The following is a 25,398-nucleotide window of genomic DNA, read 5'->3' on the forward strand; positions in this document are numbered from 1 at the left end:
TTTTTTATTTAATTAGTTTTTCTTTCTTCTAAAGATAGCCACTACTCCAGCAACTGCAAAAGCGAAAATTCCAGCAAATACACTATTATTTTCTGCTAGTCCTGTATTTGGTAACTTAGCTTCTCCAGAACCACTTTCTGTATTCCCATCTGAATTTTGATCTCCAGTACTTACATCTCCATTATTTTCACTAGTTCTTGTACCTTGTTTATCTTGTTGAGGGGCTGGATTTGGTGTTGGTTGCGGACTTGGTGTTGGTTGCGGACTTGGTGTTGGTTGCGGACTTGGTGTTGGTTGCGGACTTGGTGCCGGTTGTGGACTTGGCGTTGGTTGCGGACTTGGTGCCGGTTGCGGACTTGGTGCCGGTTGTGGACTTGGCGTTGGTTGCGGACTTGGCGTTGGTTGCGGACTTGGTGTTGGTTGTGGGCTCGGCGTTGGTTGTGGATTTGGTGTTGGTTGTGGATTCGGCGTTGGTGTCGGTTGTGGACTATCAGCTGACGCTTTTTTTGTTCCAACTCGATACACTTCGTTCACAGGCACCTTTGTTTCTTTCTCAACTAATTTTACTTTCGAAACTTCTATCCCATTTATAAGTTGAACTTTATAAGTGATTGTTTTTTCACCTTTTTCTCCAGGTGTTTTCAACACTCTTTGTCCTTCATCTAATGTTGGATCTTTTTCTTCTACTGTTTGGAAATCTACTTCTTTTGTTTCTGTTATTTCTTTTTCTTCAACTTTCATTTTCCCAACACGAACTACACGATTCACTGGCTCTTTCGTACGTTCTTCTTTTACTTTAGTGCGTGTCCCTGGAACTTCTTTTCCATCTTTAAACTTAGCTTTATAAGTAATTGTTAGTTCACCTTTTTCTCCAGGTGTTTTCTCTTCTTCTTTTCCTTCTTCCAACAACGGATCATCTTCTTTAACTGTCTCAAAGTCTATCTCTTGTGTTTCCGTTACTTCTTTTTCGATTTCTCCTGCATCTGCCGCTGGATTTAACCAGTCATTAATTTTTTTCAAGCGTGCTTCTAGAGCTGCTTTTTGAGCTGCGTATTCTGGAGCTATGTGCGAGATTCCGTTTAGCTTTTCTTTATTTTCTTCTATAGCTTCCTTAACTACATCCTTATCCCCTTCAGCTTTTAATTCCTCAAGATATTCTATCGCAGCTTTAGCATCTTTTACTAATTTTTTCTGTTGAGCATCAGGAATATCTTCATCAACAGGTGGGACATCTTCTTCAGCTAGTACCACATGTGAAAGTTCTGATAAATTAGTGGTTAGCACAAGACCGTTAAATGTTAAAACAGCTCCTGTTAAAATTGCTAATTTTTTATTTTTAAACATAATAATTTTCTCCTATCTTTTTTATATATTTTAAAACGTTAATATTATACTATATTTTTCGTTAAATATCAATTTTCATTACTCCTTTAAGTAAGGTTTTTATTATTCATTTAAAAATCTTGTTTTTTTGTATAAATTACCCTTTATTTCATCTATACCACACAATATTTTATATTATTTTTAGAAAAGTCTGATAATTAATTATTATAATATTTCTAATAATAATTATCAGTTGCATTTATTAGTACTACAAAAATAATTATATATTATAGATGTATAATATCTATGTAATTGTATTTAAAAATAAAAAAGACTACCTTGCCTGGTAATCTTTTAAAGTATAATTAGATTAATTTTTCAAAGGGACAAAAGGGTATCCCAACCCCGATAAGTTGGGATACATATAGAGCTAGACGACGTAGCCTTTTCCTACGCATTTCAAGCACTCTTTTGCCAAAAAAATTAGTTTAAATATTGTTGTATGTGTTGTTTAGTTGTGTATGTGTATGTAGTATGTTATTGTTGTATGAAAAATTTTTATTAAACTAATTCTATAATAGCTGTTTCTGCACCATCACCTTTACGTGGTCCAACGCGTAAGATACGAGTGTATCCACCATTACGGTCAGCATATTTAGGTGCTACTTCTTCAAATAATTTTTTAAGAGCTAATTGACTCTTACCTTCTTCAGTTGCTACTGCAACAGGTTGGATGAATTTAGCTGCATTACGTCTTGCTGCTAGATCACCTTTTTTACCTAATGTAATCATTTTTTCTGCTAATGAACGAACTTCTTTCGCTCTTGTAACAGTTGTTTCAATTCTACCGTGTACTAGTAGAGCAGTTACTAAGTTTCTTAACATCGCTTTACGGTGAGCTGATGTACGTCCTAATTTTCTGTAACCCATTAGTGTGCCTCCTTGTTAGTTTTATTCATCTTTAAATCCTAGTTCTAATTCTTGAAGTTTAATTTTTACTTCTTCTAGAGATTTACGACCTAGGTTTCTTACTTTAATCATTTCTTGTTCTGTTTTGCCAGCTAATTCTTGTACTGTGTTGATACCTGCACGTTTTAAACAGTTATAACTACGTACTGATAAATCAAGTTCTTCAATTGTCATTTCTAACATTTGAACTTTGTTATCTTCTTCTTTAGCTACCAATATATCAGCAGCTTTTGCTTGTTCTGACATTTCCATAAATAACTCTAAATGAGAAATTAAAATTTTTGATGCCAATGCTAAAGCGTCGTTAGCTGAAATTGTACCATTTGTAGTAACATCTAAGATAAGTTTATCAAAATCTGTACTTTGTCCTACCCTAGTTTTTTCTACAGTGTAGTTTACTTTAGAAACCGGTGTGTAAATTGAATCAATTGGAATAACACCGATTGGTAAGTCACGGCGTTTGTTTCCATCAGCTGGTACAAATCCTCGTCCAGTACCTACATAAATAAGCATTTCAAAGTGTCCACCTTCTGCTACTGTAGCAATGTGTTGATCAACATTAACTACTTCTACATCAGAATCGATAGCGATATCAGCTGCTGTTACAACTGCTGGACCTTTTACATTAATTGATAATACTTTTTCTTCTTCTGAATGAATAATAAACGCAATGTTTTTAACATTCATAATAATTTCAGTAACATCTTCTACCACACCTTTGATGGCTTGAAATTCATGTTGAACTCCTTCGATATCGATGCTTCTTGCTGCTGCTCCTGGTAATGATGAGATTAACATTCTTCTCAATGAATTACCTAATGTAGTTCCATAACCACGTTCTAATGGTTCTACTACAAAGCGACCAAATCTTTTATCTGATGATTCTTCAATGATTTGAATTTTTGGTTTTTCTATTGCTAACATTATGTTAAACCTCCTAAATTTAGTGTATGCAAATTATTATACACGACGACGTTTAGGTGGGCGACATCCATTGTGAGGAACTGGAGTTACGTCTTTGATTGATGTAACTTCTAGTCCTGCAGATTGTAATGCACGGATAGCTGCTTCACGTCCTGCACCTGGACCTTTTACTGTTACATCTACATATCTCATTCCGTGTTCCATAGCTTGTTTAGCTGCTGCTTCACTTGCCATTTGTGCTGCGAATGGAGTAGATTTTCTAGAACCTTTGAATCCTAGTGCTCCTGCACTTGACCATGATACTGCATTACCATGTTCATCTGTTATTGTTACTATTGAGTTATTGAATGTAGAACGAATGTGAGCTATACCGTTTTGTATATTTTTTTTCACACGACGTTTACGTGATTGTTGTTTACGAGCCATAGTTGTGTTTCTCCTCCTATCCTAATTATTTTTTCTTGTTCGCAACTGTTTTCTTAGGACCTTTACGAGTACGAGAGTTGTTCTTAGTATTTTGCCCTCTTACTGGAAGTCCACGACGGTGACGAATACCTCTGTAACATCCGATTTCCATTAGACGTTTGATGTTTAATGAAACTTCACGACGAAGGTCACCTTCTGTTTTGTAGTTATCTACGATTTCACGAATTTTATCTAGTTGTTCACCTGATAAGTCTTTTACTCTTATATCTTCAGAAACTCCTGCTTCTTTTAAGATTTTTTGAGCAGTTTTTAAACCTATACCATATACATAAGTTAATGATATAACAACTCGTTTTTCACGAGGAATATCAACTCCTGCTATACGTGCCATTAAGTTTGCACCTCCTAATTAATTATCCTTGTTTTTGTTTATGTTTTGCGTTTTCGCAAATCACTAATACTTTACCACCACGACGAATTACTTTACATTTGTCACAGATTTTTTTTACTGATGGTCTTACTTTCATCGTTATTTCCTCCTTGAGTTTATAACTTACTTGAATCTATAAGTTATTCTACCTTTTGTCAGGTCATACGGACTCATTTCTACTGTAACTTTATCACCTGGTAAAATTCTTATATAATTCATTCTGATTTTTCCAGAAACATGAGCTAAAATAATATGACCATTTTCTAATTCTACTTTAAACATTGCATTCGGCAAGTTTTCTACTACTAAACCTTCTACTTCAATGACATCTTTTGCCATACTTTTCCTCCCTGATTATTTCAGTTTATCTAATATTTGTTTTACGTCTTGGAAAACTACTTTGATGTCTTGGTCACCGTTAATATTTTCAACTACACCTTCTTTTTGACTGTAAAAGTCTAATAATGGTTTTGTTTGTTTAATATTAACTTCTAAGCGATTAGCAACTGTTTCTTCGTTGTCATCACTTCTTTGGAACAATTCTCCACCATCTTTATCACAAACACCTTCAACTTTTGTTGGATTGAAAATTAAGTGATATGTAGTTCCACATTGTTTACAGATTCTTCTACCTGTTAAACGAGGTAACAAGATAGATGGATCTACATCGATGTTTAATACTTTATCGATTTTTCTATTAGTTTTCGCTAAAATTTGATCAAGGGCTTCAGCTTGTTCTACTGTTCTTGGAAAACCGTCAAGTAAAAAGCCTTCTTTTGCATCTTCTTGATTCAATCTTTCTTCAACTAATCCTATAGTTACACTGTCAGGAACAAGTTGTCCTTTGTCAATATAACTTTTAGCCTCTTTTCCAAGCGGTGTCTCGTTTTTAATAGCAGCTCTAAACATATCTCCTGTTGAGATGTGTGGAATTGGATAATTCTCTTTAATTTGCTCTGCTTGAGTACCTTTCCCCGCTCCTGGTAATCCCATTAAAATAATATTCATCATGATTATTTACCACCTTTTTTTCCAGTTATAAAACTTCTATAGTTTCTTTCTGTTAATTGTGTATTAAGTTGTTTAACTGTCTCTAGCGCTACACTGACAACAATTATTAAACTTGTACCACCAATGTGAACAGATGCTGGTAATTTAGCTAAATTTGTGAATATTGTTGGAAGAACCGAAACAGCTGCTAGGAATATTGAACCTACAAACGTTAGTCTGTATAAAATACCTGTAATGTATTGTTCAGTTTTTTTACCTGGTCTAACCCCTGGAACAAAACTTCCTTGTTTTCTTAAGTTATCTGCCATTTTTTCAGGATTTACTTGTACCATTACATAGAAATAACAGAATGCTATAATCAATGCTACGTATAAAGTTAACCCAATCCAATGACTGAAATCAAAATACGCTACAATTTTTTGTAGTTTTTCGTTATTTGGCGCGAATATCGCAATTGTTCTTGGTAATTGCAAGAATGCGATAGCGAAGATTACCGGAATTACCCCTGCGCTATTAACTCGCAATGGTAAGAATGTTGAACGAGCTCCTAACATTCTACGTCCAGCTCTTGCTTGTGAGTATTGAATAGGAATTTTACGAATAGCTTCTTGCATATATACAACTGCAGCCACAATGCCTATAACAATAATTCCTACTATAACTATTTTTAAAATAGCTAAAGTTAAGTTTTCTGCATCTTTAATTTGTGATTCATAAATTTGGAAGAATTCCGTTGGCATACGAGCAATAATACCCGCTAAGATAATAATTGATACACCATTACCTACACCATACTGTGAAATTTGATCCCCTAACCAAAGTAATAATGCAGTCCCTGCTGTTAATACGATGGCTACTGTTATAAATCCAAGAACTGAAGTATCTTTAATTAATCCTTTATAAGCATTATTAAATCCATAAGACATAACTAATGATTGAATAAATGCTAATATAATTGCTAATACTCTTGTTAGTTTTTGTGTTTTCTTTTGTCCTACTTCACCTTGTTTTGACCACTCAGTTAATGTAGGAATAACATCCATTTGCATAAGTTGAATTACGATAGAAGCTGTAATGTATGGCATAATACCCATAGCAAATACAGAAAACTGTTGTAATGCTCCTCCTGCAAATGTATTAAATATTCCGAATAAACCAGCTGAATCTTGTGCTTTTAGCACATCTGCATCTACCCCTGGTATCGGTAAATATGAACCTACACGGAATAAGAATATTCCAAATAAGGTAAATAATATTTTGTTACGAGTTTCTTTTACTCGAAATAGATTAAGCGTTGCACTAAACATTATAGCACCTCGCAAACTCCTCCAGCGGCTTCAATAGCTTCTTTTGCTGAAGATGAGAATTTATGAGCTTGAACAGTTAATTTTTTCTCTAATTTACCGTTAGCTAATACTTTAACACCTGAAAGTTCTTTTTTAATAACTTTTGTTTCTACTAATAGAGCAGGTGATACTACTGTACCATCTTCGAATTTGTTTAAATCAGTAAGATTTACAACTGCAAATTCTTTTCTATTTACGTTGTTAAATCCACGTTTTGGAATACGTCTGAATAATGGGTTTTGTCCACCTTCAAATCCTGGGCGAACTCCACCACCACTACGTGCTTTTTGTCCTTTTTGACCACGTCCTGAAGTTTTACCATTTCCTGATCCAATCCCACGACCTACTCTGTTACGTTCTTTACGAGAACCTTCAACTGGTTGTAATTCATGTAATTTCATTTAGACTAGCACCTCCTTGTATTAATAATTATTTTTCTTCTACTGTTACTAAGTGTGAAACTTTATTAATCATTCCACGAATCGCAGCGTTATCTTTGTGTTCTACTGTTTGGTTCATTTTTTTAAGACCAAGAGCTTCAACAACTTTTCTTTGATTCTTTGGACGACCAATAGTACTACGAGTTAGGGTTACTTTTAATGTCATGTTCTTTTCCCTCCTCTTATCCTAATAATTCTTCTACAGATTTACCACGTAAAGCTGCTACGTGTTCAACTGTTTGTAATCTTGTTAATCCTTCAAGTGTAGCACGAACCATGTTTACTGGTGTGTTTGAACCTAGAGATTTTGATAAGATATTTGAAATACCTGCTAATTCTAATACGGCACGAACTGGACCACCAGCGATAACCCCTGTACCAGGTGCAGCTGGTTTAATTAATACTGAACCTGCTCCGAATTGTCCGATGATTTCGTGAGGTATTGTTCCATTAACTACTGGTACAGTAATTAAGTTGTGTTTTGCAGCTTCTACTGCTTTTTTGATTGCATCTGGTACCTCTTGAGCTTTACCAGTACCAACTCCTACGCGACCATTTTTGTCACCTACTACTACTAAAGCAGAGAAACGGAAACGACGTCCACCTTTAACAACTTTAGCTACACGACGAATGGCAACTACGCGTTCTTCAAATTCTTTTTTGATTTCTTCTTGACGCATCTACTTATTTCCCTCCTTTATTAGAATACAAGTCCGTTTTCACGTGCTGCTTCAGCTAATGCTTTAACACGTCCGTGATATAAGTATCCTCCACGGTCGAAAACAACTTTCTCAATTCCTTTTTCTTTAGCTACTTCTGCGATTAATTTACCAACTTCTTTAGCTGCTTCTACACTTGATTTAGAAACATTTTCAAGTTTTAATGAAGAAGCTTGTGCTAATGTAACACCTTTAGTGTCATCAATAATTTGTGCGTAAATGTTTGTGTTTGAACGGTATACGTTTAAACGTGGAACTTCTGGAGTCCCTTGAACTTTAACACGTACTCTTGCGTGTCTTTTTTTACGAACTTTATTTTTATCAAGTTTCGTAATCATATTTGAAACACTCCTTTCTGTTATCTATTATTTACCAGTTTTTCCTTCTTTACGGCGTACATATTCACCAACGTAGCGAATACCTTTACCTTTATAAGGTTCTGGAGGACGTACTGCACGAACTTTAGCTGCATATTGTCCTACTACTTCTTTGTTAATACCTTCGATACTAACTTTAGTGTTTCCTTCAACACCTAATGTAATTCCTTCGATTTCTTCAAATTCAACTGGGTGAGAATATCCAACACTTAGTACTAATTTTTTACCTTGCATTTGAGCACGGTATCCAACCCCGATTAATTCAAGTTCTTTTTTGAATCCAGCTGAAACACCTTCGATCATGTTTGCTAAGATAGCACGAGTTGTTCCATGTACTGTACGGTGACGTTTAGAGTCTGATGGACGTACTACTGTGATTTCGTTACCTTCAACGTTGAAAGTCATGTCTTTATCAAATTGTTGTTTTAATTCACCTTTAGGTCCTTTTACTGTTGCGAAGTTATCATCTAAGTTAACTTCAACACCTGCAGGTATTGTAATAACTTTATTACCTATACGTGACATTTAATTGGCACCTCCTTATAATATTACCAGATGTAAGCTAATACTTCTCCACCTGTATTGTTTTTACGAGCAACTTTATCTGTTACAACTCCGTTTGAAGTTGACACGATTGCTATTCCTAGACCGTTTAATACTCTTGGTAGTTCATCTGCTTTAGCATAAACACGTAATCCAGGTTTAGAAATTCTTTTAATTCCTTTAATAACTCTTTCACCTTTTGAGTATTTAAGAGTAAGTTTTAATTTTCCTTGTTTGTTATCTTCAATGTATTCTACATCGCTGATAAAACCTTCTTGTTTTAATATTTCTGCAATTTGCTTTTTAATATTTGACGCAGGTAGTTCTAATGATTCGTGCTTAACCATGTTAGCATTACGAATACGTGTTAGCATATCTGCGATAGGATCTGTCATTGTCATTAGGATAAATCCTCCTTTCTTCTACTAATATATTACCAACTTGCTTTTTTAACTCCAGGAATTTGTCCTTTATAAGCTAATTCACGGAATTTAATACGGCTGATACCAAATTTCCCAATGTATCCGTGAGGACGTCCAGTTATGCTACAACGATTGTGTAAACGAGCTGGAGCTGAGTTTTTAGGAAGTTTGCTAAGTCCGATGTAATCACCTTTAGCTTTTAATTCCGCTCTTTTAGCTGCATATTTATCAACTAATTTTTGGCGTTTTAATTCACGCTCTACCATTGCTTTTTTAGCCATGTGTTAGTTACCTCACCTTTCTTATTTTGCGAATGGCATTCCACATTGTGCTAATAACTCACGAGCTTCCTCATCTGTGTTAGCTGTAGTTACTATTACGATGTCCATACCACGTACTTTACTTACTTTATCATAATCAATTTCAGGGAAAATTAATTGTTCTTTAACACCTAATGTGTAGTTACCACGACCATCGAATGCTTTTTTAGAAACACCGTGGAAGTCACGTACACGTGGAAGTGCTACTGTTACTAATTTATCAAAGAATTCATACATTCTTTCTCCACGTAAAGTAACTTTTGCACCGATAGGCATACCTTCACGAAGTCTGTAAGTAGCGATTGATTTTTTAGCTCTTGTTACTAATGGTTTTTGACCAGAAATTAAAGCTAATTCAGCTACTGCATTGTCTAGGGCTTTAGAGTTTTGAACTGCGTCACCTACACCCATGTTAATTACGATTTTTTCAATTTTTGGTACTTGCATTACACTGCTGTACTCAAATTTTGTCATTAATTCTTTTGTTATCTCAGATTTAAATTTATCTTCTAAACGAGCCATCTAAAATAGTGCCTCCTTTCTTCAACTATTATTATATTTCTTTTCCTGATTTTACAGCGATACGTACTTTCTTACCATCTTTTTCTTCGAAACGTACTCTTGTTGCTTTTCCAGTTTCAGGATCTTGTAACATTACGTTTGATACGTGAATTGCTGCTTCTTTCTCAACGATTCCACCTTGAGGTGCATCTTGTGAATTTTTAACGTGTTTTTTAATGATGTTAACACCTTCTACAACAATACGATCTTTTTTAGGTTGTGCTTCGATTACTGTTCCAACTTTACCTTTGTCTTTACCAGTAATTACTACAACTTTATCACCTTTTTTAATGAACATTTCTTGTTAACCTCCTTCTTTACTGTACTTTTTTATTATAATACTTCTGGAGCTAGTGATACGATTTTCATGTAGTTACCGTCTCTTAATTCACGAGCAACTGGTCCGAAAATACGTGTACCACGTGGGCTCTTATCATCACGGATAATTACACAAGCATTTTCATCAAATTTAATATATGAACCGTCGTTACGACGAGCTCCTGTTTTTGTACGAACGATTACGGCTTTAACTACTTCACCTTTTTTAACAACTCCACCTGGTGTTGCTTTCTTAACAGAACATACAATTACGTCACCAATGTTAGCAACTTTACGTCCTGAACCACCTAGAACTTTAATTGTTAAAACTTCTTTTGCTCCTGAGTTATCAGCCACTTTTAAGCGTGTTTCTTGTTGAATCATGCGCTTTTTGCCTCCTTCTTAGGGTTTATCCTAGTTTTCTTAGATTATAACTGCTTCTTCTACTACTTCTACTAAACGGAAGTTTTTAGTTGCAGATAATGGACGAGTTTCCATTATTTTAACGATATCATTTAATTTAGCAACATTGTTTTCATCATGTGCTTTGAATTTTTTAGAATATTTTACACGTTTACCGTATAGAGGGTGTTTTTTGTAAGTTTCAACTAAAACTGTGATAGTTTTATCCATTTTATCTGAAACTACTTTTCCAACGTAAACTTTTCTATCATTTCTCTCAGTCATGTTTGCCTCCTATATTATTTATTCGCTAATTCTCTTTCGCGAATAACAGTTTTCATACGAGCGATTGATTTTCTAACTTGACTAATACGAGCTGTATTTTCTAATTGACCAGTTGCCAATTGGAAGCGTAAGTTGAAAAGCTCTTCTTTTAATTCTTTGATTTTTGTTTCTAACTCTTGTGAAGTTAATTCTCTAATCATTGATTTGAATTCATTTGTTTTCATTATGCTTCACCACCTGTTTCTTCACGTTTTACAAATTTACATTTAACAGGTAACTTGTGAGATGCAAGTCTTAGAGCTTCACGTGCAACTTCTTCACTTACTCCAGCAACTTCGAACATCACTCTACCTGGTTTAACGATTGCAACCCATCCTTCAACTGCACCTTTACCAGATCCCATACGAACTTCTAATGGTTTTTTAGTGTAAGGCATGTGAGGGAAGATCTTGATCCAAACTTTACCACCACGTTTCATATAACGAGTCATCGCTATACGCGCAGCTTCAATTTGGCGAGAAGTAACTCTTGCTGCAGTAGTAGCTTGTAAACCATATTCACCGAAATCTACTACATTTCCGCCTTTAGATTTACCTTTTGTTGATTGTCTGTGTTGACGACGATATTTAACACGTTTAGGCATTAACATAAATTAGTTACCTCCTTTTTCAGATTTCTTAGTTGGTAATACTTCACCACGGTTAATCCAAACTTTAACTCCAAGTTTACCATAAGTTGTATCTGCTTCTTCGTGAGCGTAGTCGATGTCTGCTCTTAATGTGTGTAGAGGCACTGAACCTTCTGAGTAGTGTTCTGCACGAGCGATATCTGCTCCACCTAGACGACCTGATACTTGAGTTTTGATTCCTTTAGCTCCTGCTCTCATAGCTCTTTGGATAGCTTGTTTTTGAGCACGACGGAATGATACACGAGCTTCTAATTGACGAGCAATGTTTTCAGCTACTAATTTAGCGTCGATATCAACTTTTTTGATTTCAACTACATTAATGTGTACTCTTTTTCCAGTTAATTTGTTTAATTCTAATCTTAATTTATCGATTTCAGATCCACCTTTACCGATTACCATACCTGGTTTACCAGTGTGTACTGAAATATTTACTTTCTTATCAAATCTTTCAATTTCAACTTTAGAAACTGAAGCATCTTTTAATTGTTTACTGATGAACTCACGGATTTTGAAATCTTCGTGTAGGTTAGTTGCGAAATCTTTTTCAGCATACCATTTTGAATCCCAATCACGAATAACTCCAACACGTAAGCCTATTGGATGTACTTTTTGACCCACAGTTTGTAGCCTCCTTTAATTAGTTTAGCTTATAATTCTTAATTTTTATTATTTGTTGTCACTTAAAACGATAGTGATGTGACTTGTTCTTTTGTTAATTGAACTTGCAGCACCTTTTGCTCTTGGACGGAATCTTTTAAGAGTTGGTCCTTCATTTGCAAATGCTTGTGATACTACTAAGTCTTCTACATTCATTCCATAGTTATGTTCAGCGTTAGCAGCAGCTGATTTAATTACTTTAGCTACTGGTAAAGAAGCTGATTTAGTTGTGAATTCTAAAATTCCTAATGCTTCGCCCACTTTTTTTCCACGTACTAAGTCTAATACTAGTCTTACTTTACGAGGAGCAATGCGGACTGTCTTAGCGATTGCTTTTGACTCCATGAATGTGCCTCCTTGATTTTTATTTCTAAATTATTATCTTCTTGTTTTTCTGTCGTCTGCTGCGTGACCTTTGTAAGTTCTTGTTGGTGCGAATTCACCTAATTTGTGTCCTACCATATCTTCAGTCACATATACAGGTACATGTTTTCTTCCGTCATATACTGCAAAAGTAAGTCCTATGAATGTTGGGAAGATTGTTGAACGACGAGACCAAGTTTTGATTACTTGTTTTTTCTCTTGTTCGCTCATTTTTTCAACTTTTGCTAATAAGTGGTGATCAGCGAATGGTCCTTTTTTTAAACTACGAGCCATTGTGTTATCTCCTTTCCGATACTTTGCATACTTAAGGTTGTGGTAAAGAGCACTTGCTCCTCACCAGCCGACCTTTGTTTCGTTTTATTATTTGTTTCTAGCACGTACGATGAATTTGTTTGAACGAGCTTTTTTAGAACGAGTTTTCTTACCAAGTGTAGGTTTACCCCATGGTGACATTGGTGATTTACGTCCGATTGAAGTACGTCCTTCACCACCACCGTGTGGGTGATCGTTCGGGTTCATTACAGATCCACGTACAGTAGGTCTTTTACCTAACCAACGAGTTCTACCGGCTTTACCGATATTAACTAGTCCGTGTTGTTCGTTACCAACTTCTCCGATTGTAGCACGGCAAGTTGCTAAGATCATTCTTACTTCTCCTGATTTAAGACGTACAAGTACGTATTTACCTTCTTTACCAAGTACTTGAGCACTTGCTCCAGCTGAACGTACTAATTGTCCACCTTTCCCAGGTTTAAGTTCGATGTTGTGGATTAATGTCCCTACAGGGATGTTTGCTAATGGTAATGCATTACCAACTTTGATATCAGCACCTTCACCTGATACTAAGATTTGTCCTACTTGTAATTCTTTAGGAGCAATGATGTATCTTTTTTCTCCATCTACATAGTGTAATAGAGCGATGTTTGCTGAACGGTTTGGATCATACTCGATTGTAGCAACTTTCGCTGGTACATTGTCTTTATTTCTCTTGAAGTCAATAATACGGTATTGTTTTTTATGTCCTCCACCGTGGTGACGAACAGTAATTTTACCTTGGTTATTTCTTCCCGCTTTTTTCGGTAGCGGCGCTAATAATGACTTTTCTGGTTTGTTAGTTGTAATTTCTGCAAAGTCTAATGAAGTCATGTTACGACGACCATTAGTAATAGCTTTGTATACTTTAATTGCCATTTGTCATTTTTCCTCCTTAGTGGTTTTAACGATTATCCTATGCGAATAATCCTTCGATTGTTTGTCCTGCTGCTAACTTAACGATAGCTTTTCTACGTTTGTTAGTGTATCCACCGTATCTTCCAACACGACGGAATTTTGGTTTGTAGTTCATTACGTTTACTTTCTCAACTTTAACTCCGAAGATTTCTTCGATAGCTTGTTTAATTTGAGTTTTGTGAGCGCGTGTGTCTACTAGGAAAGTGTATTTATTTTCTTGCATTAATAAATAACTTTTTTCAGTTAATACTGGGCGTTTGATAATATCGCGTGCTTCCATTATGCTAATACCTCCCCAACTTTTTCTAATGCATCCTTAGTGAATACAACTTTGTTGCTTCCTAAGATGTCTAATACGTTAAGTCCAGTAGTTTCTACGAATTCAACTCCTGGAATATTTCTTCCTGATAAAACAGTATTTTCTTCTAGTTCAGTAACTACGAATAATACTTTTTTCTCTAGGCTAAGGTTTGATAACATTTCTTTAAAGTTTTTAGTTTTGATTGAATCAAATGTTAATGTTTCTAATGCAAATACTTCGTTAGCCGCTACTTTAGAAGATAAAGCAGAACGTAATGCTAAACGACGCATTTTACGTGGCATTTTGAAGCTATAGCTACGTGGTGTAGGTCCGAATACAATTCCACCTCCACGCCATTGTGGTGAACGGATAGATCCTTGACGAGCACGACCTGTTCCTTTTTGACGCCATGGTTTGCGACCACCACCTGAAACTTCAGAACGTCCTTTTGTTTTGTGTGTACCTTGACGAAGTGATGCTCTTTGTAAAGTTACAGCTTGGAATAAAACGTGTTGATTTGGTTCGATTCCGAATACTGCATCATTAGCTTCAACTGCACCAACTTTAGTACCGTCTTGTTTAAATAAATCTAATTGTGGCATTATCTAATTTCCTCCTTCCGTATATTTTCCGATTATTTACCAGATTTAACTGCTGATTGGATTTTTACGAAGCTTTTCTTAGATCCTGGAATACATCCTTTAACTAGGATTAGTCCGTTTTCTACGTCTACGCTTACGATTTCTAAGTTTTGAGTAGTAACTGTAACTCCACCCATTTGACCTGGTAATGCTTTACCTTTGAATACACGGTTAGGTGCTACAGGTCCCATTGACCCAGGACGGCGGTGGTAACGAGAACCGTGAGCCATTGGTCCACGACTTTGTCCATGACGTTTAATCGCCCCTTGGAATCCTTTACCTTTACTTACTCCTGTTACGTCAACTAAGTCCCCTGCTGCAAAAATATCAACTTGGACTTCTTGACCTACTTCATAACTAGCTACATCTGCATCTCTGATTTCACGTACGAAACGTTTTGGAGCAGTGTTAGCTTTATCTGCGTGACCTTGTTCAGGTTTGTTCGCAACTTTTACTAAACGATCTTTACGTTCTTTATCGTAAGGACGTTTATCATCAAATCCTAATTGGATTGCGTTGTATCCTTCAACTTCTTCTGTTTTCTTTTGTAATACGACGTTACCTTTCGCTTCAACTACTGTTACTGGAATTAATTCTCCATTTTCAGCGAAGATTTGAGTCATACCTACTTTTCTTCCTAAGATACCTTTGGTCATCGAAAGTCACCTCCTATAATTATAATTTTAATTCGATGTCAACACCTGATGGTAAGTTTAAGCTGATTAAAGCGTCAACTGTTTTTTGTGTTGGTTCAATAATATCGATTAGGCGTTTGTGTGTACGTTGTTCGAATTGTTCACGGCTATCTTTGTAAATGCGAACTGAACGTAAAATTGTGTATACTGCTTTTTCTGTTGGTAATGGGATTGGCCCAGAAACTTTTGCTCCAGAACGTTTTGCAGTTTCAACAATTTTCTCTGCACTTTGATCCACTAATCTGTGATCATATCCTTTTAGACGAATACGAATTTTTTGTTTTGCCATCATTTCTCCTCCTATACATTTATTCGCTGCTATCTAGTAGCAACTTCTCCACGAAAGTTCTCCAGCACGCCATGCCATGGCAAAGCGGCCGGGCGTGTCAGTAACCTTTCGCTTCAACGCAAGTCTTTTACAGACCAACATTCATTATTATACATTGTTATTCTAGATATTGCAAGAGTTTTGACGAAAAAAATTAAAAAAAAATTAATGAATGTGTTTTCTATTTTTTAGAGCTTTTCCTCTTGAAATTTTTCACCTCAGAAATATTACATTAATATAGAAGAAAAAAATCTATTATAGCTTTTTATTTTTAAACTTCTCACACAAAGCATAACAAACTTTTTTCATAGATATAATAAAAAACCTAGAATTTCCACTCTAAGTTTTTTCTAAAAAAATCTATTTTTTAAAAGGTAATATATTATATTGAATTTTTAGTTCGCTAGATAAAAGATGTGAAACTTTACATCTTAATTTAATATTTTCCAATATACCTTCTCTATCTTTTAAACTTAATTCTTCTTCCGTTCTATCAACATAAACATCAGCTATAATTATTTTATTATCGTAGTCTACCTTTAATTCTGTCTCCACCGACAAGTCCGTTAGACCATAGGCTCTGACAAAATATCCTTTAGCACACATACTTATACAACCGTTGTAAGCAACAGTGAAAATTTCCATTGGCCCATCAAACTCTTCTTCTATTCTCATAGAATACTTCCCACCAAGAGGGGTCGTAGCATTAGCAGTAAACCCTTCTTTAATTTTTAGATTCGATATATACATTAAAAATACCTCCGTCGCATCTTTTTATAAATTTCTTCTATATTACTTATCTTCTACTACATTTTTTATAGTTTCTAATAAATCAACATCTTTATACGCATATTGAACTTCACTAAAGTCCATATACTTTGTAATTTCATTAGTCTGTAAAATTAATGTTGCCCCAGATCTACTTGCTCCTAATGCTCCTGGTTTAGAATCTTCAATAGCTATTGAGTTTTCTATTTTTACACCTAATTTTCTAGCAGCCAATAGATACACATCTGACGCAGGTTTTGGGTTCTCTACTTCTTCTCTCGTAGCAATCGCCCCAATATACTTCTCAAACCCCTTTTTTTGCAACCCTGTTCTAATGTGTTCTTCCTTACCATTAGATGCTACTGCCATTTTAACGCCTATCTCATGTAAATATTCCATGACTTCAGCTATACCTGGCAAAACAGGTGCATTATGATAATTTTTTATAATACGTCTAGTAATTTCCTCTTCAAACTTATCATAATCATCGTCTGACATACCAAATCGTTTATTATAATATCTTCTACTTGTTTCTTCATTAGTCCCCGAAACATTTTCGATATAATCCATTTTATCAAGAGTTTCCCCTAGCATCTCACTCGTTAAATCACGCATATTCTCAAAGTAGACTTTTTCTGTATCTACTATTGTCCCATCAAAATCAAAAATTACCGCTTCTAGTTTTTTCAATATAGTTCTCCTTCCAATCATATACTATATATTTTATAATGTTAATTCATTTTTTCAAAATAATATGCCGGTAATATAGTAAAAAGTTGCTTAACACTTATTAGCACAAAAGTACAATCTTCTCAACCAATATAGAATTTAAGCAACTCTTTTTATTATTCAAATCTTACTAAATCTTTAGCGCTCATACGCGTAGACGGACGTCCATCTCTTTCTTTTTTACCCAGAGCAATTAACATTACCGGTACTAGATTTTTATCTAAATCAAACAATTCTGAAACTTTATCTCTTTTAAATCCACCGATGATATTAGTGTCATATCCTTTAGCGTGGGCGATATTAGAAAATTGCATTGTCCAAATTCCGCAATCAAAGTAAACTAATTCTCTTTTTACGTCTTGCGGTAAACTTTCAACCATTTTGCCCATACCTTGTTTAAATGATTCTTTTATTTCCTCAGTCATATGACCTTGTTTTACTTCTTCATTATATATAGTATCAAATTTATCAAAATAGTTTAAATCACCTAAGACTATAATCATCGCTGCTGATGTTTCATTTTGTGTTAAATTATAGTTTGCATTAGCTAGCTTTTCTTTTCCTTCAGGCGTATCAACTACAATATATCTCCACGGTTGAAAATTACACGATGATGGAGAAATATTAGCCTCATCTAACATTTCTAAAATTTCTTCACGCTCTATTTTTACACTACTATCAAAGTATTTCACCGATCTTCTATTTCTAATTACATCAAAAAACTCTGTCATCAAATCTTCTCCTTCTATAAGTCATTAGGTAGATAATTTTACTATATTTGAGAACTATTATCAAACAAAAGACTTTCGACAAAAGAGTTTTACCACTTCAAATTCACGTGCTCCATCATCTCTTTATAAGCAATATCTACTTTTTTCTTCATCTTTTCATCCAACTTATCACGATGCTTGCCACCCACAATAAAATCTTCTAATATCATAACTTTATAATCATATAAAGCTATACTATTTATACATCTACCATTAAGTTTTGAATAAACTAACGTTGGATGAGCTTTTACAGTTTTTATTATCGTTTTATCATTAGACTTTTCAAATGTAACATCCATTAACAACCCTCGCTCCGGCCATTTATTATCCATTCTCTCCATACGTTGATTAGAAATAAAATTCCCCATAGAATAAATTATAAATTTTTTATCCCCATCTTTTTCAAGAACTTCTGCAGGTTCAACAACATGAGGATGCCCTCCAAAAATTACATCCGCTCCCCAATCTATCATCTTACGATAAAGAACTTTTTGTTCTTCTGTAGGCTGCAATTCATACTCAATCCCCATCTGAGGCATTACTATAGTGACATCCGCTTCTTTTTCAGCTCGTTGTATCTCTTCTTTCATTTTTTCTTCATCAAGGTCTGCCAAATAATTATTTCGTTCTTCCCTCGTCAGATTTGCGTCCATACCATTATATCCATAAGAATACGCCAAAATAGCTATTTTAATACCATTAACTTCTTTTATCAGTACTCTATCTTCTGAACGCTTTTTATCAACATGAACACCTACAACATCTAACCCCCTATCTTTAAAGGTTTTTGCTGTATATTTCACACCATATAACCCCGAATCTAATATATGATTATGAGCTAAATCGACAACATCATACCCTAAATCTTTTATTGTATCTGCTATTTCGATAGGAGCATTAAACAAAGGATATCCAGCTAGCGGATGCTTATCGCTAATAGTCCCCTCAAAATCTCCTATCGCTAAATCAGCTTCCTCTATCCATGGTTTAACGTACTCAAAAAATTGATTAAAATCATAACTCCCATCACCCTTTTTCGCAGTATAATAAAGTGCATCATGACAAAGAATATCGCCATTAGCTACCACGCGAGCAGTTTTCACATTTGGATTTTTCTTTTTACTTTCTAGAACTCCCCCCTCTTTATCTCCTAACGTTAAATAATAAATACCAAGAAAAATAACTCCACACAAACTTACTATACTCAATATATATAACAATATCTTTTTCATAGTCCCCTCCTAATTACATTATTCAGAAACTTCATATAGTAAAAAGTAGCTAATCTTATTAATTAACTACCTTTTACTATATTTCCTTATATTTCTCAAGAAGTATATATTCCTTTCTTTTAATAACTCTTCTCGGAAAAATCTTTCTATCTACTTTCTTTAACATAATTTTCTAATTCCCTAATAAAATCCTTAAAATCATCTGCGGTTTTGTCACCATTAGCAGGTGATCATCCTCCTCTATTTGTATATAATTTACAGCTACTAATTTGAAATATGAAAATATAGTAATTTTATGGAAAATCAATCTACATTTTTTTAGCAACTCCAAATTATTTATTCCAGCGTATAAAGATAAATAATCATACTCTATTTTTATCCCTGGTTTCATAACATATTTACTACCTTCTTTTTTGAGCTTCCTTAAAAGCAGCTCAACCAAAAAACCGTCTTGCATTTCTTTTTCACTAAGTGTCTTTGATAAATATTCTTCTTTACTAGTAAACTTTATCTCTGGTTCAAAATATGTTTTTAAAACTGATTTCGGAGGTATAGGTTCTAGCCCCTCGATGACAATAAGATTAACCCCATCAAGGTATTCACTAAAAATTTCCAACCCATTAAGCAAAACAACCGTACCATAAGAAGCCGCTACTATATAGCCCCCTCTTTTTACTCTTGTCATTTTATTCAATAGAACCTGTTCAATTTCTTTTTTTGATATAGATTTAAAACTCTCTTCTGTAAATTCAATAAAATCAAAGGTTTTGTTTGGAATTTGCTCTGTGACTCTCGCCCAGATAATATTATCCCAACCTAGTGGATTAATAAATAAAATATCTGTCATTTGAATCATCCTCTCAAATATTTTTACTAAAATCCTAGCTCACTACCAAAATCCTCTAATTTATTAACTAATATCGCCCCCTCTTTTATATATTCATTCATCGACCAACTCATCTTATCACCAAATCTTCCCGGTAAACAAAATACAGAATTTCCTAAGTCTAAAGCAAAATCTATCGTTCGTTGCGTACCACTTCTTTGTGCCGCTTCTGTTACCAAAAGTGCTTTTGAAAGCCCCGCTACAAGCCTATTTCTTTCCAAAAATTTGTATTTCCTTATCGGAGAAGTCGGAAAATACTCCGATATTATAAGATGATTAGCCTCTAATTGTCTGTATAACTCTCTACTTTGTTCAGGATAAACAATATTATGCCCTTGAGCTATTACTCCTATTGTGTATCCCTTGCTTTTTACAGCTGCTTGATGAGCCAAACTATCAACTCCCGATGCCAAGCCACTAACTATAACAAAATTATTATCTATCAAATGTGGCACAATAATTTTTAACGCAGTATCTGAATATGAAGTATTATTTCTACTGCCCACAATTGACATTTTTCTTTTAAATAATAATAAATCTTTGTTTCCTCTATAAAAAATAACAAACGGATAGTCATATAGTCTGAAAAAATCTTGCGGATAATAAACATCATCACAAAAGATACATTTCACATTATAGAAATCAAAGTAACTAACAAAGTCAAATTTCATATTATTATTAAATTTCTCATAGACTTCTTCTGCATTATCTCCAAAATAGACCTTAAACCCCTCTAAGGACAACTCCGAGAATTTTTCTATACAGCCTAAGTCTTTAAGTATTTTATGTATTTTCAAAGTAGTAACTTTTTCTATCGCTAATAACGACAATAGTATCTTTTTTTCTATATCTGATAGTTTCCCACAAGACTCTTCCATAATATATTCCCCTTAATTCTCTTTCGCAACTAATTCTCTATAGTATTGTTTAAATACTTTCAAGAAAATCTCTCCCTGTTGAATATTGTTTATATAAATATTATCTTTAAACTCAATAATATTACTCATTATGCGTATAAGTTCAGGATAAGTTTTTCCTTCTTTAAAAAATTTATACATCATCCCTTGCCAATAGATAAGCGGTGTTTTTATAAGTATTTGTTCAAGCATATTTATCCCAATAACATTCGGAATATTATTTAACTCTATATGCTGATTATAAAACATACTTAGAATTTTATTTTTTACAGTTTTATCGTATTTAATCTGTTCATATACGTAATTTTCAATATCTTCAGGATACAATTTAGATGTCAAATCTTTATCAAGTAACTTTAAATCTAAAGGTATATCAAATTCATCAATATCAAAGCTGGTCTTTATACAAATAGCATTTCTTTTTTTAAGATTATGTGCCCAAATTTGATAGAATTCAAACTTTTTATTGAGATTATCCCAACCGTAGAAAAATATCTTACCTTGATAATAATTTAGAAAAGTATCCACAAACGGTGCATAGCGTATATAACTAATACCGTCATATGTTTTAAGTGTTTTTACAAACTTATTTGTATCTATTAACCAAATCAGACGCAATCCTGCTTTTTCATAACCTTTTGTACGTTCTTTTATCGCTTCATAAGGTATTACGGAGCGCTGATATTCAAAAGCGATATTCTTATCCTTTATAAATACATCTGCTATTTGGATAGTATTTTCACCTACTTTAAAAATATGTTCCACTTCTACATTGCGATATTTTTTCATAAAATGCTCGTAAAGATCTCTTTTCGTCTCTAAATGCTCCTTACTCTCTTTTTTATACGTTTCATATTGGCATGAGCAATTTTTAGCATGAGCAAAATGAGACTGAATTTTTTTACCTTGTTTAAAAATAACCTTTCCTCCACAGATTGGGCAATGATACTCTTTTTCTTTTTCTATCTTATCATCTAAGGCGTTCCAAACTTCATCTTTACTATCGTATGCTACGTACATGATTTTTCTCCTTTAAATCTCTAGACTATTTCTTCTAGAGCCATTACACGCTTTTACATCAGAAATTATTTAATTGTCAATTTACTTCAATACTCTATATCTTCTGTACACAGAATCATCTATTTCTACTTCGACAAACTTAGCTAGATTTACCCAATCTATTTCATCCTTGTGTTTATCACTATCTATTAGATACGTTTTCCCATCTTTTTCGCAAAGGTAATAATTCGTCTGACGAATACTAGCCTCTCTCATAAGATACATATCCCCTTCTCTTAACGCAAAATCAAGACAATTCGTAGGCCATGGTTTTTTTACATATTTTTTCACTTCAACAACTCGATCATAATCTTTAGTATTCATAAAAAATTCCCCCTTTGTTAATAAAAATGTCCATTATATTTTTTACAAACTAAAATCTCTAAATCTATAGTTATTTTCTTTAATTTTTTTATATCTTCTTTTGATACATCTTTAGAAAATGTTAATGGTGTCATCTTTAAAAAATTCTCCGCCAAATACTCATCCAGTTCGTACATTTTATTTACCCTAACACGTTCTATTATGGTGCAGTTTTCTTTAATAAGATTTACTGTTTCAGTATTTTTATATTCCTTTACTCCCATTAACTCACGGATTTCCCTTAAATAATCCGTATTAGGTATTATTTTGATTAAATACCCTTCTTCTCCTAACACCCTAAAAAACTCATTATAGTTAGCAGGTGTAAGAATATTTAAAATACACGACACGCTATTATCTTGAAAAGGTAGTGGTTCAATATTCGCTAACATATACGGATTTAATTTATCCTCTTTTACCGCAAGCTCTATCGCCGCCTTGCTATTATCAAGTCCGAAAAAATATTTCTCAGGAAATATCTCTTTTAGTTGCCTAATATAATATCCTTCACCGCATCCAGCATCTATTAAAACATCCTTAGAATATTTTTCTACAAGTTTTCCTAACTCAAGAAATACCTCTTTGTAAAACTCCCCCTTAAAAATCACACTTCGGGCTTCAAATAATTCCATACTATATTTTGTCGCTTTATAATTATTTATAAGATGAATATAACCCTTTTTCGAAAAATCATATTGATGATTATTTTCACAAACTAGACTTATATTTTGTATATTAGATTGCTTTAAACACTTCGGACAAAGGTAAATGTCTTCGTCTTTAAATTTCTTTATAACATTCTCTATTTTCATCAAAATTCCTCTTTTACTTTCTACTCTCATTGTATCAAATTTCTTAAAATAAAGATAGTGAAAATATAAAATAAAGATATAATTTTTTGTTTTTTTAGTTTTACAATATATTTTATTTTTATTATCTAATTTTCTTTACTTTAATAGACTTTAAATTAAAAACAACGATAAATTTATTTAAGAATAAATTTATCGTTATTATATTTATTTATTACTATTTTTTATTATTTTATAATTATAATCTTTTAAGGAATACATCTGAAAAAATATTATTTATTTTTTCCTATCACGTAGTTCCCTAAAGAAATCTTTCATAAGTGCTGCGCACTCTTCTTCTAATACTCCTGAAATTATATGAGCTTGATGGTTAAATTTATTATTCGCAACTAAATCAATACAACTGCCACAACAACCATATTTAACATCAGCTGCACCGTATATCACATTTTCTACTCGAGCTTGAATAATCGCTCCACTACACATGACACAGGGCTCTACTGTCGTATAAAGATAACTATTATCCAATCTCCAAAAACCTATTTTCTCGCACGCTCCTTTTATAACCAACATCTCCGCATGATTTAGTGCTTGTTGACTAGCTTCTCGAGTATTATGAGCCTTTGCGACTACTTCATCATCTATAACTAAAACCGCTCCTACAGGTACTTCTCCTTTTTGATAGGCACGCCGTGCTTCTTCCAATGCCATCTCCATATAATAATTATGATCTTTCAAAATATTTATCCTCACTTATCTCATTATGCACTAGCTTCTAATCTTTATCTCATTATACTATAAACATAAAAAAATTCCAAAACTATTTCTAGTTTCAGAATTTTATATTTCTTTAATTTTTTAATGCTGGTCCTCCACCAAAATTAACTCGATAATATATTTCAACAACAGCAATGGCTAATATAAATAATATCGTTAAGCTAACTATCACTATAGCATGTATTTTTCTTTTTAAATATAAATACCCTATAAATTCACGAATAAATGCATTAAGAGTAAAATAGAATTTTGTTGGCGCTCCATAACCAATACACCTAAAACCTAAAGTTTTCGCAAGAACTAACGCTCGGTAAACATGATAATAATTAGTGACCAAGGCGAAACGCGAGTTAACATCTTTCATAAGCCTTTTTGAAAATTTAATATTTTCTTCTGTATTAGTAGACTTATCTTCCATAATTATATCTTCTTCAGAAACCCCTTGTTCAAGCGCATAATTTTTCATTGCAAATGCTTCAGATACTACTTCATCGGCACCTTGCCCTCCGGACATAATAAGTTTACTACCTGGATGTTTACTATAAATCTTTATCCCTTTTATTATGCGACTAGCAAGCAGCGGTGTTACACGCTCTCCTATTAGTCCTGCTCCAAGAACAACAACATAATCAAGTTTTCTTGGAAGTAAGTTTATAATATTTAAGGTACTTGCTGCTAAATATGATACTCCAATACAAATAAAATATAATACTACTAAAGTAATATAGATGTAAATTCCATTTAAAGTCATACTTTCGTATGTATATCGTCCAATGCTAGGCCACCAGACAACGTAACCTATAAGTAAAATTATCGTTCCAAGACTCAAAAGATTTCTCAGTCTTAATCCTTCTCGCCGAACAATCATAAACGAATTATAGAAGAACATCAACACTACAGCAAGAGGTAAAATCGTTACAATAAACAATATACCCATTAAACCTATCACACCTATATAGTAGACAATAGGATAATCATTAGCATACTTAACAACAATAAACATTAGATATAAAGCAAGAAAAAGTATGGTCGCTAGAAAACTGATTCCCAAAAATAAATTTCGTCTATCTTTATATAAAACAAATAAAAATATAAATAGCCAAAAAATAAAAATAATAAAAACTCCTAATTCTATCGACATCCAATCCTCCTCTCTCCAATCCGTTAAAAATCGGTTAATTTATAATACAATATTTTATTATAAGGGGTTAATAAATATGTGTCAATCTATTTTAACAATACTCTTAATTTGTGTATCATCTAAATCTAGCCATTATATTTATATCTAATCCCCATCAAAAAACACCCTAAAAGTTAGAATTTTTAAGTTCAACCATTAAGGTGTTTT

Annotated in this window: 41 protein-coding genes; all 41 read right to left on the minus strand. The window is 33.6% G+C overall.

Annotation, left to right across the window (positions count from 1 at the left end):
- Window positions 1–12: 12 nt before the first annotated feature.
- Window positions 13–1,344, minus strand: a complete 1,332-nt coding sequence (locus tag DQN46_RS07645) for an LPXTG cell wall anchor domain-containing protein (RefSeq protein WP_111743602.1) — start codon at window positions 1,342–1,344, stop codon at window positions 13–15.
- A 540-nt stretch (window positions 1,345–1,884) separates the two neighbouring features.
- Complete coding sequence (gene rplQ, locus DQN46_RS07650) at window positions 1,885–2,253, minus strand: 50S ribosomal protein L17 (RefSeq protein ID WP_003144119.1); 369 nt, start codon at window positions 2,251–2,253, stop codon at window positions 1,885–1,887.
- Window positions 2,254–2,274: 21 nt separating this feature from the next.
- Window positions 2,275–3,216, minus strand: a complete 942-nt coding sequence (locus DQN46_RS07655) for a DNA-directed RNA polymerase subunit alpha (protein WP_111743603.1) — start codon at window positions 3,214–3,216, stop codon at window positions 2,275–2,277.
- 36 nt (window positions 3,217–3,252) lie between these two features.
- Window positions 3,253–3,642: a 30S ribosomal protein S11 gene (gene rpsK / locus DQN46_RS07660; RefSeq protein WP_004633577.1), complete on the minus strand. Its 390-nt coding sequence runs from the start codon at window positions 3,640–3,642 to the stop codon at window positions 3,253–3,255.
- Window positions 3,643–3,667: 25 nt separating this feature from the next.
- Window positions 3,668–4,033 (minus strand): 30S ribosomal protein S13, encoded by a 366-nt coding sequence (gene rpsM / locus DQN46_RS07665; protein ID WP_004633585.1) that lies wholly within the window; start codon window positions 4,031–4,033, stop codon window positions 3,668–3,670.
- A 22-nt stretch (window positions 4,034–4,055) separates the two neighbouring features.
- Window positions 4,056–4,169, minus strand: a complete 114-nt coding sequence (gene rpmJ / locus DQN46_RS07670; RefSeq protein WP_003144208.1) for a 50S ribosomal protein L36 — start codon at window positions 4,167–4,169, stop codon at window positions 4,056–4,058.
- A 26-nt stretch (window positions 4,170–4,195) separates the two neighbouring features.
- A complete protein-coding gene (gene infA / locus DQN46_RS07675) occupies window positions 4,196–4,411 on the minus strand; it encodes a translation initiation factor IF-1 (protein WP_003144387.1) in 216 nt (71 codons plus the stop codon).
- A 15-nt stretch (window positions 4,412–4,426) separates the two neighbouring features.
- The gene (locus tag DQN46_RS07680) at window positions 4,427–5,080 is read right to left on the minus strand and encodes an adenylate kinase (protein ID WP_040461854.1); all 654 of its coding nucleotides are present in this window, start codon (window positions 5,078–5,080) and stop codon (window positions 4,427–4,429) included.
- Window positions 5,081–5,085: 5 nt separating this feature from the next.
- Window positions 5,086–6,390, minus strand: a complete 1,305-nt coding sequence (gene secY / locus DQN46_RS07685; RefSeq protein ID WP_111743604.1) for a preprotein translocase subunit SecY — start codon at window positions 6,388–6,390, stop codon at window positions 5,086–5,088.
- The gene (gene rplO, locus DQN46_RS07690) at window positions 6,390–6,830 is read right to left on the minus strand and encodes a 50S ribosomal protein L15 (RefSeq protein WP_004633589.1); all 441 of its coding nucleotides are present in this window, start codon (window positions 6,828–6,830) and stop codon (window positions 6,390–6,392) included. The genes secY and rplO overlap by 1 nt, the downstream gene beginning before the upstream one ends.
- A gap of 28 nt (window positions 6,831–6,858) precedes the next feature.
- The gene (rpmD, locus tag DQN46_RS07695) at window positions 6,859–7,035 is read right to left on the minus strand and encodes a 50S ribosomal protein L30 (RefSeq protein ID WP_004633590.1); all 177 of its coding nucleotides are present in this window, start codon (window positions 7,033–7,035) and stop codon (window positions 6,859–6,861) included.
- 16 nt (window positions 7,036–7,051) lie between these two features.
- On the minus strand, window positions 7,052–7,549 hold the full coding sequence (gene rpsE, locus DQN46_RS07700) for a 30S ribosomal protein S5 (RefSeq protein ID WP_004633591.1): 498 nt from the start codon (window positions 7,547–7,549) through the stop codon (window positions 7,052–7,054).
- 20 nt (window positions 7,550–7,569) lie between these two features.
- Complete coding sequence (gene rplR, locus DQN46_RS07705; protein ID WP_004633592.1) at window positions 7,570–7,926, minus strand: 50S ribosomal protein L18; 357 nt, start codon at window positions 7,924–7,926, stop codon at window positions 7,570–7,572.
- 27 nt (window positions 7,927–7,953) lie between these two features.
- Window positions 7,954–8,490 carry a 50S ribosomal protein L6 gene (gene rplF, locus DQN46_RS07710; protein ID WP_111743605.1) on the minus strand — a complete coding sequence of 179 codons (537 nt, stop codon included), beginning with the start codon at window positions 8,488–8,490 and terminating at the stop codon, window positions 7,954–7,956.
- Between the two features lie 23 nt (window positions 8,491–8,513).
- Window positions 8,514–8,909 carry a 30S ribosomal protein S8 gene (rpsH, locus tag DQN46_RS07715; RefSeq protein WP_004633596.1) on the minus strand — a complete coding sequence of 132 codons (396 nt, stop codon included), beginning with the start codon at window positions 8,907–8,909 and terminating at the stop codon, window positions 8,514–8,516.
- A 32-nt stretch (window positions 8,910–8,941) separates the two neighbouring features.
- On the minus strand, window positions 8,942–9,211 hold the full coding sequence (gene rpsN / locus DQN46_RS07720; protein ID WP_003144337.1) for a 30S ribosomal protein S14: 270 nt from the start codon (window positions 9,209–9,211) through the stop codon (window positions 8,942–8,944).
- Window positions 9,212–9,232: 21 nt separating this feature from the next.
- Window positions 9,233–9,772, minus strand: a complete 540-nt coding sequence (gene rplE, locus DQN46_RS07725; protein WP_004633597.1) for a 50S ribosomal protein L5 — start codon at window positions 9,770–9,772, stop codon at window positions 9,233–9,235.
- 31 nt (window positions 9,773–9,803) lie between these two features.
- Window positions 9,804–10,109 (minus strand): 50S ribosomal protein L24, encoded by a 306-nt coding sequence (rplX, locus tag DQN46_RS07730; protein ID WP_111743606.1) that lies wholly within the window; start codon window positions 10,107–10,109, stop codon window positions 9,804–9,806.
- Window positions 10,110–10,144: 35 nt separating this feature from the next.
- Window positions 10,145–10,513, minus strand: a complete 369-nt coding sequence (gene rplN, locus DQN46_RS07735) for a 50S ribosomal protein L14 (protein WP_003144098.1) — start codon at window positions 10,511–10,513, stop codon at window positions 10,145–10,147.
- 39 nt (window positions 10,514–10,552) lie between these two features.
- Window positions 10,553–10,816 (minus strand): 30S ribosomal protein S17, encoded by a 264-nt coding sequence (rpsQ, locus tag DQN46_RS07740; RefSeq protein WP_003144356.1) that lies wholly within the window; start codon window positions 10,814–10,816, stop codon window positions 10,553–10,555.
- 14 nt (window positions 10,817–10,830) lie between these two features.
- Window positions 10,831–11,040, minus strand: a complete 210-nt coding sequence (rpmC, locus tag DQN46_RS07745; protein ID WP_003144404.1) for a 50S ribosomal protein L29 — start codon at window positions 11,038–11,040, stop codon at window positions 10,831–10,833.
- A complete protein-coding gene (gene rplP / locus DQN46_RS07750) occupies window positions 11,040–11,465 on the minus strand; it encodes a 50S ribosomal protein L16 (protein ID WP_003147629.1) in 426 nt (141 codons plus the stop codon). The genes rpmC and rplP overlap by 1 nt, the downstream gene beginning before the upstream one ends.
- A 3-nt stretch (window positions 11,466–11,468) precedes the next feature.
- A complete protein-coding gene (gene rpsC, locus DQN46_RS07755) occupies window positions 11,469–12,122 on the minus strand; it encodes a 30S ribosomal protein S3 (RefSeq protein WP_004633600.1) in 654 nt (217 codons plus the stop codon).
- A 48-nt stretch (window positions 12,123–12,170) separates the two neighbouring features.
- On the minus strand, window positions 12,171–12,506 hold the full coding sequence (gene rplV, locus DQN46_RS07760; protein ID WP_003144105.1) for a 50S ribosomal protein L22: 336 nt from the start codon (window positions 12,504–12,506) through the stop codon (window positions 12,171–12,173).
- Window positions 12,507–12,539: 33 nt separating this feature from the next.
- On the minus strand, window positions 12,540–12,818 hold the full coding sequence (rpsS, locus tag DQN46_RS07765; RefSeq protein ID WP_004633602.1) for a 30S ribosomal protein S19: 279 nt from the start codon (window positions 12,816–12,818) through the stop codon (window positions 12,540–12,542).
- Between the two features lie 87 nt (window positions 12,819–12,905).
- Entirely contained in the window at window positions 12,906–13,736 is an 831-nt protein-coding gene (gene rplB, locus DQN46_RS07770; protein WP_004633604.1) for a 50S ribosomal protein L2, read from the minus strand.
- A gap of 37 nt (window positions 13,737–13,773) precedes the next feature.
- Window positions 13,774–14,055: a 50S ribosomal protein L23 gene (rplW, locus tag DQN46_RS07775; protein ID WP_004633605.1), complete on the minus strand. Its 282-nt coding sequence runs from the start codon at window positions 14,053–14,055 to the stop codon at window positions 13,774–13,776.
- Complete coding sequence (rplD, locus tag DQN46_RS07780) at window positions 14,055–14,678, minus strand: 50S ribosomal protein L4 (protein ID WP_004633608.1); 624 nt, start codon at window positions 14,676–14,678, stop codon at window positions 14,055–14,057. The genes rplW and rplD overlap by 1 nt, the downstream gene beginning before the upstream one ends.
- 32 nt (window positions 14,679–14,710) lie before the next feature.
- Window positions 14,711–15,373, minus strand: a complete 663-nt coding sequence (gene rplC / locus DQN46_RS07785; protein WP_004633609.1) for a 50S ribosomal protein L3 — start codon at window positions 15,371–15,373, stop codon at window positions 14,711–14,713.
- A gap of 19 nt (window positions 15,374–15,392) precedes the next feature.
- A complete protein-coding gene (rpsJ, locus tag DQN46_RS07790) occupies window positions 15,393–15,701 on the minus strand; it encodes a 30S ribosomal protein S10 (protein WP_111743607.1) in 309 nt (102 codons plus the stop codon).
- Between the two features lie 399 nt (window positions 15,702–16,100).
- Window positions 16,101–16,490, minus strand: a complete 390-nt coding sequence (locus tag DQN46_RS07795; RefSeq protein WP_111743608.1) for an OsmC family protein — start codon at window positions 16,488–16,490, stop codon at window positions 16,101–16,103.
- A 42-nt stretch (window positions 16,491–16,532) separates the two neighbouring features.
- Window positions 16,533–17,198: an HAD family hydrolase gene (locus DQN46_RS07800; RefSeq protein WP_111743609.1), complete on the minus strand. Its 666-nt coding sequence runs from the start codon at window positions 17,196–17,198 to the stop codon at window positions 16,533–16,535.
- A gap of 155 nt (window positions 17,199–17,353) precedes the next feature.
- On the minus strand, window positions 17,354–17,968 hold the full coding sequence (locus DQN46_RS07805; RefSeq protein WP_111743610.1) for a nitroreductase family protein: 615 nt from the start codon (window positions 17,966–17,968) through the stop codon (window positions 17,354–17,356).
- 89 nt (window positions 17,969–18,057) lie between these two features.
- Window positions 18,058–19,239, minus strand: a complete 1,182-nt coding sequence (locus tag DQN46_RS07810; RefSeq protein ID WP_111743611.1) for a CapA family protein — start codon at window positions 19,237–19,239, stop codon at window positions 18,058–18,060.
- Between the two features lie 172 nt (window positions 19,240–19,411).
- Entirely contained in the window at window positions 19,412–20,086 is a 675-nt protein-coding gene (locus DQN46_RS07815) for a hypothetical protein (protein ID WP_111743612.1), read from the minus strand.
- A 26-nt stretch (window positions 20,087–20,112) separates the two neighbouring features.
- Window positions 20,113–21,003: a DNA-processing protein DprA gene (gene dprA / locus DQN46_RS07820; RefSeq protein WP_111743613.1), complete on the minus strand. Its 891-nt coding sequence runs from the start codon at window positions 21,001–21,003 to the stop codon at window positions 20,113–20,115.
- Between the two features lie 12 nt (window positions 21,004–21,015).
- Window positions 21,016–22,062 carry a competence protein CoiA gene (locus tag DQN46_RS07825; RefSeq protein WP_111743614.1) on the minus strand — a complete coding sequence of 349 codons (1,047 nt, stop codon included), beginning with the start codon at window positions 22,060–22,062 and terminating at the stop codon, window positions 21,016–21,018.
- Between the two features lie 81 nt (window positions 22,063–22,143).
- A complete protein-coding gene (locus tag DQN46_RS07830) occupies window positions 22,144–22,425 on the minus strand; it encodes a hypothetical protein (protein ID WP_004633626.1) in 282 nt (93 codons plus the stop codon).
- Between the two features lie 17 nt (window positions 22,426–22,442).
- The gene (locus DQN46_RS07835; RefSeq protein WP_111743615.1) at window positions 22,443–23,276 is read right to left on the minus strand and encodes a methyltransferase domain-containing protein; all 834 of its coding nucleotides are present in this window, start codon (window positions 23,274–23,276) and stop codon (window positions 22,443–22,445) included.
- A gap of 273 nt (window positions 23,277–23,549) precedes the next feature.
- Window positions 23,550–24,011, minus strand: coding sequence for a tRNA adenosine(34) deaminase TadA (tadA, locus tag DQN46_RS07840; RefSeq protein ID WP_111743616.1), 462 nt, complete (start codon window positions 24,009–24,011; stop codon window positions 23,550–23,552).
- Window positions 24,012–24,123: 112 nt separating this feature from the next.
- Entirely contained in the window at window positions 24,124–25,191 is a 1,068-nt protein-coding gene (locus DQN46_RS07845) for a YdcF family protein (protein WP_111743617.1), read from the minus strand.
- Window positions 25,192–25,398: the final 207 nt, after the last annotated feature.

Origin of the sequence: Gemella morbillorum (assembly GCF_900476045.1) — a bacterium.
Taxonomy (GTDB): Bacteria; Bacillota; Bacilli; order Staphylococcales; family Gemellaceae; genus Gemella; species Gemella morbillorum.

Excerpts from the sequence above, each read along its gene's own strand:
- DQN46_RS07645 (WP_111743602.1), bottom strand. The coding sequence starts at position 1,344 with ATGTTTAAAAATAAAAAATTAGCAATTTTAACAGGAGCTGTTTTAACA.
- rplQ (WP_003144119.1), bottom strand. The coding sequence starts at position 2,253 with ATGGGTTACAGAAAATTAGGACGTACATCAGCTCACCGTAAAGCGATG.
- DQN46_RS07655 (WP_111743603.1), bottom strand. The coding sequence starts at position 3,216 with ATGTTAGCAATAGAAAAACCAAAAATTCAAATCATTGAAGAATCATCA.
- rpsK (WP_004633577.1), bottom strand. The coding sequence starts at position 3,642 with ATGGCTCGTAAACAACAATCACGTAAACGTCGTGTGAAAAAAAATATA.
- rpsM (WP_004633585.1), bottom strand. The coding sequence starts at position 4,033 with ATGGCACGTATAGCAGGAGTTGATATTCCTCGTGAAAAACGAGTTGTT.
- rpmJ (WP_003144208.1), bottom strand. The coding sequence starts at position 4,169 with ATGAAAGTAAGACCATCAGTAAAAAAAATCTGTGACAAATGTAAAGTA.
- infA (WP_003144387.1), bottom strand. The coding sequence starts at position 4,411 with ATGGCAAAAGATGTCATTGAAGTAGAAGGTTTAGTAGTAGAAAACTTG.
- DQN46_RS07680 (WP_040461854.1), bottom strand. The coding sequence starts at position 5,080 with ATGAATATTATTTTAATGGGATTACCAGGAGCGGGGAAAGGTACTCAA.
- secY (WP_111743604.1), bottom strand. The coding sequence starts at position 6,390 with ATGTTTAGTGCAACGCTTAATCTATTTCGAGTAAAAGAAACTCGTAAC.
- rplO (WP_004633589.1), bottom strand. The coding sequence starts at position 6,830 with ATGAAATTACATGAATTACAACCAGTTGAAGGTTCTCGTAAAGAACGT.
- rpmD (WP_004633590.1), bottom strand. The coding sequence starts at position 7,035 with ATGACATTAAAAGTAACCCTAACTCGTAGTACTATTGGTCGTCCAAAG.
- rpsE (WP_004633591.1), bottom strand. The coding sequence starts at position 7,549 with ATGCGTCAAGAAGAAATCAAAAAAGAATTTGAAGAACGCGTAGTTGCC.
- rplR (WP_004633592.1), bottom strand. The coding sequence starts at position 7,926 with ATGATTACGAAACTTGATAAAAATAAAGTTCGTAAAAAAAGACACGCA.
- rplF (WP_111743605.1), bottom strand. The coding sequence starts at position 8,490 with ATGTCACGTATAGGTAATAAAGTTATTACAATACCTGCAGGTGTTGAA.
- rpsH (WP_004633596.1), bottom strand. The coding sequence starts at position 8,909 with ATGACAATGACAGATCCTATCGCAGATATGCTAACACGTATTCGTAAT.
- rpsN (WP_003144337.1), bottom strand. The coding sequence starts at position 9,211 with ATGGCTAAAAAAGCAATGGTAGAGCGTGAATTAAAACGCCAAAAATTA.
- rplE (WP_004633597.1), bottom strand. The coding sequence starts at position 9,772 with ATGGCTCGTTTAGAAGATAAATTTAAATCTGAGATAACAAAAGAATTA.
- rplX (WP_111743606.1), bottom strand. The coding sequence starts at position 10,109 with ATGTTCATTAAAAAAGGTGATAAAGTTGTAGTAATTACTGGTAAAGAC.
- rplN (WP_003144098.1), bottom strand. The coding sequence starts at position 10,513 with ATGATTCAACAAGAAACACGCTTAAAAGTGGCTGATAACTCAGGAGCA.
- rpsQ (WP_003144356.1), bottom strand. The coding sequence starts at position 10,816 with ATGACTGAGAGAAATGATAGAAAAGTTTACGTTGGAAAAGTAGTTTCA.
- rpmC (WP_003144404.1), bottom strand. The coding sequence starts at position 11,040 with ATGAAAACAAATGAATTCAAATCAATGATTAGAGAATTAACTTCACAA.
- rplP (WP_003147629.1), bottom strand. The coding sequence starts at position 11,465 with ATGTTAATGCCTAAACGTGTTAAATATCGTCGTCAACACAGACAATCA.
- rplV (WP_003144105.1), bottom strand. The coding sequence starts at position 12,506 with ATGGAGTCAAAAGCAATCGCTAAGACAGTCCGCATTGCTCCTCGTAAA.
- rpsS (WP_004633602.1), bottom strand. The coding sequence starts at position 12,818 with ATGGCTCGTAGTTTAAAAAAAGGACCATTCGCTGATCACCACTTATTA.
- rplB (WP_004633604.1), bottom strand. The coding sequence starts at position 13,736 with ATGGCAATTAAAGTATACAAAGCTATTACTAATGGTCGTCGTAACATG.
- rplW (WP_004633605.1), bottom strand. The coding sequence starts at position 14,055 with ATGGAAGCACGCGATATTATCAAACGCCCAGTATTAACTGAAAAAAGT.
- rplD (WP_004633608.1), bottom strand. The coding sequence starts at position 14,678 with ATGCCACAATTAGATTTATTTAAACAAGACGGTACTAAAGTTGGTGCA.
- rplC (WP_004633609.1), bottom strand. The coding sequence starts at position 15,373 with ATGACCAAAGGTATCTTAGGAAGAAAAGTAGGTATGACTCAAATCTTC.
- rpsJ (WP_111743607.1), bottom strand. The coding sequence starts at position 15,701 with ATGGCAAAACAAAAAATTCGTATTCGTCTAAAAGGATATGATCACAGA.
- DQN46_RS07795 (WP_111743608.1), bottom strand. The coding sequence starts at position 16,490 with ATGTATATATCGAATCTAAAAATTAAAGAAGGGTTTACTGCTAATGCT.
- DQN46_RS07805 (WP_111743610.1), bottom strand. The coding sequence starts at position 17,968 with ATGACAGAGTTTTTTGATGTAATTAGAAATAGAAGATCGGTGAAATAC.
- DQN46_RS07810 (WP_111743611.1), bottom strand. The coding sequence starts at position 19,239 with ATGAAAAAGATATTGTTATATATATTGAGTATAGTAAGTTTGTGTGGA.
- DQN46_RS07815 (WP_111743612.1), bottom strand. The coding sequence starts at position 20,086 with ATGACAGATATTTTATTTATTAATCCACTAGGTTGGGATAATATTATC.
- dprA (WP_111743613.1), bottom strand. The coding sequence starts at position 21,003 with ATGGAAGAGTCTTGTGGGAAACTATCAGATATAGAAAAAAAGATACTA.
- DQN46_RS07825 (WP_111743614.1), bottom strand. The coding sequence starts at position 22,062 with ATGTACGTAGCATACGATAGTAAAGATGAAGTTTGGAACGCCTTAGAT.
- DQN46_RS07830 (WP_004633626.1), bottom strand. The coding sequence starts at position 22,425 with ATGAATACTAAAGATTATGATCGAGTTGTTGAAGTGAAAAAATATGTA.
- DQN46_RS07835 (WP_111743615.1), bottom strand. The coding sequence starts at position 23,276 with ATGAAAATAGAGAATGTTATAAAGAAATTTAAAGACGAAGACATTTAC.
- DQN46_RS07845 (WP_111743617.1), bottom strand. The coding sequence starts at position 25,191 with ATGTCGATAGAATTAGGAGTTTTTATTATTTTTATTTTTTGGCTATTT.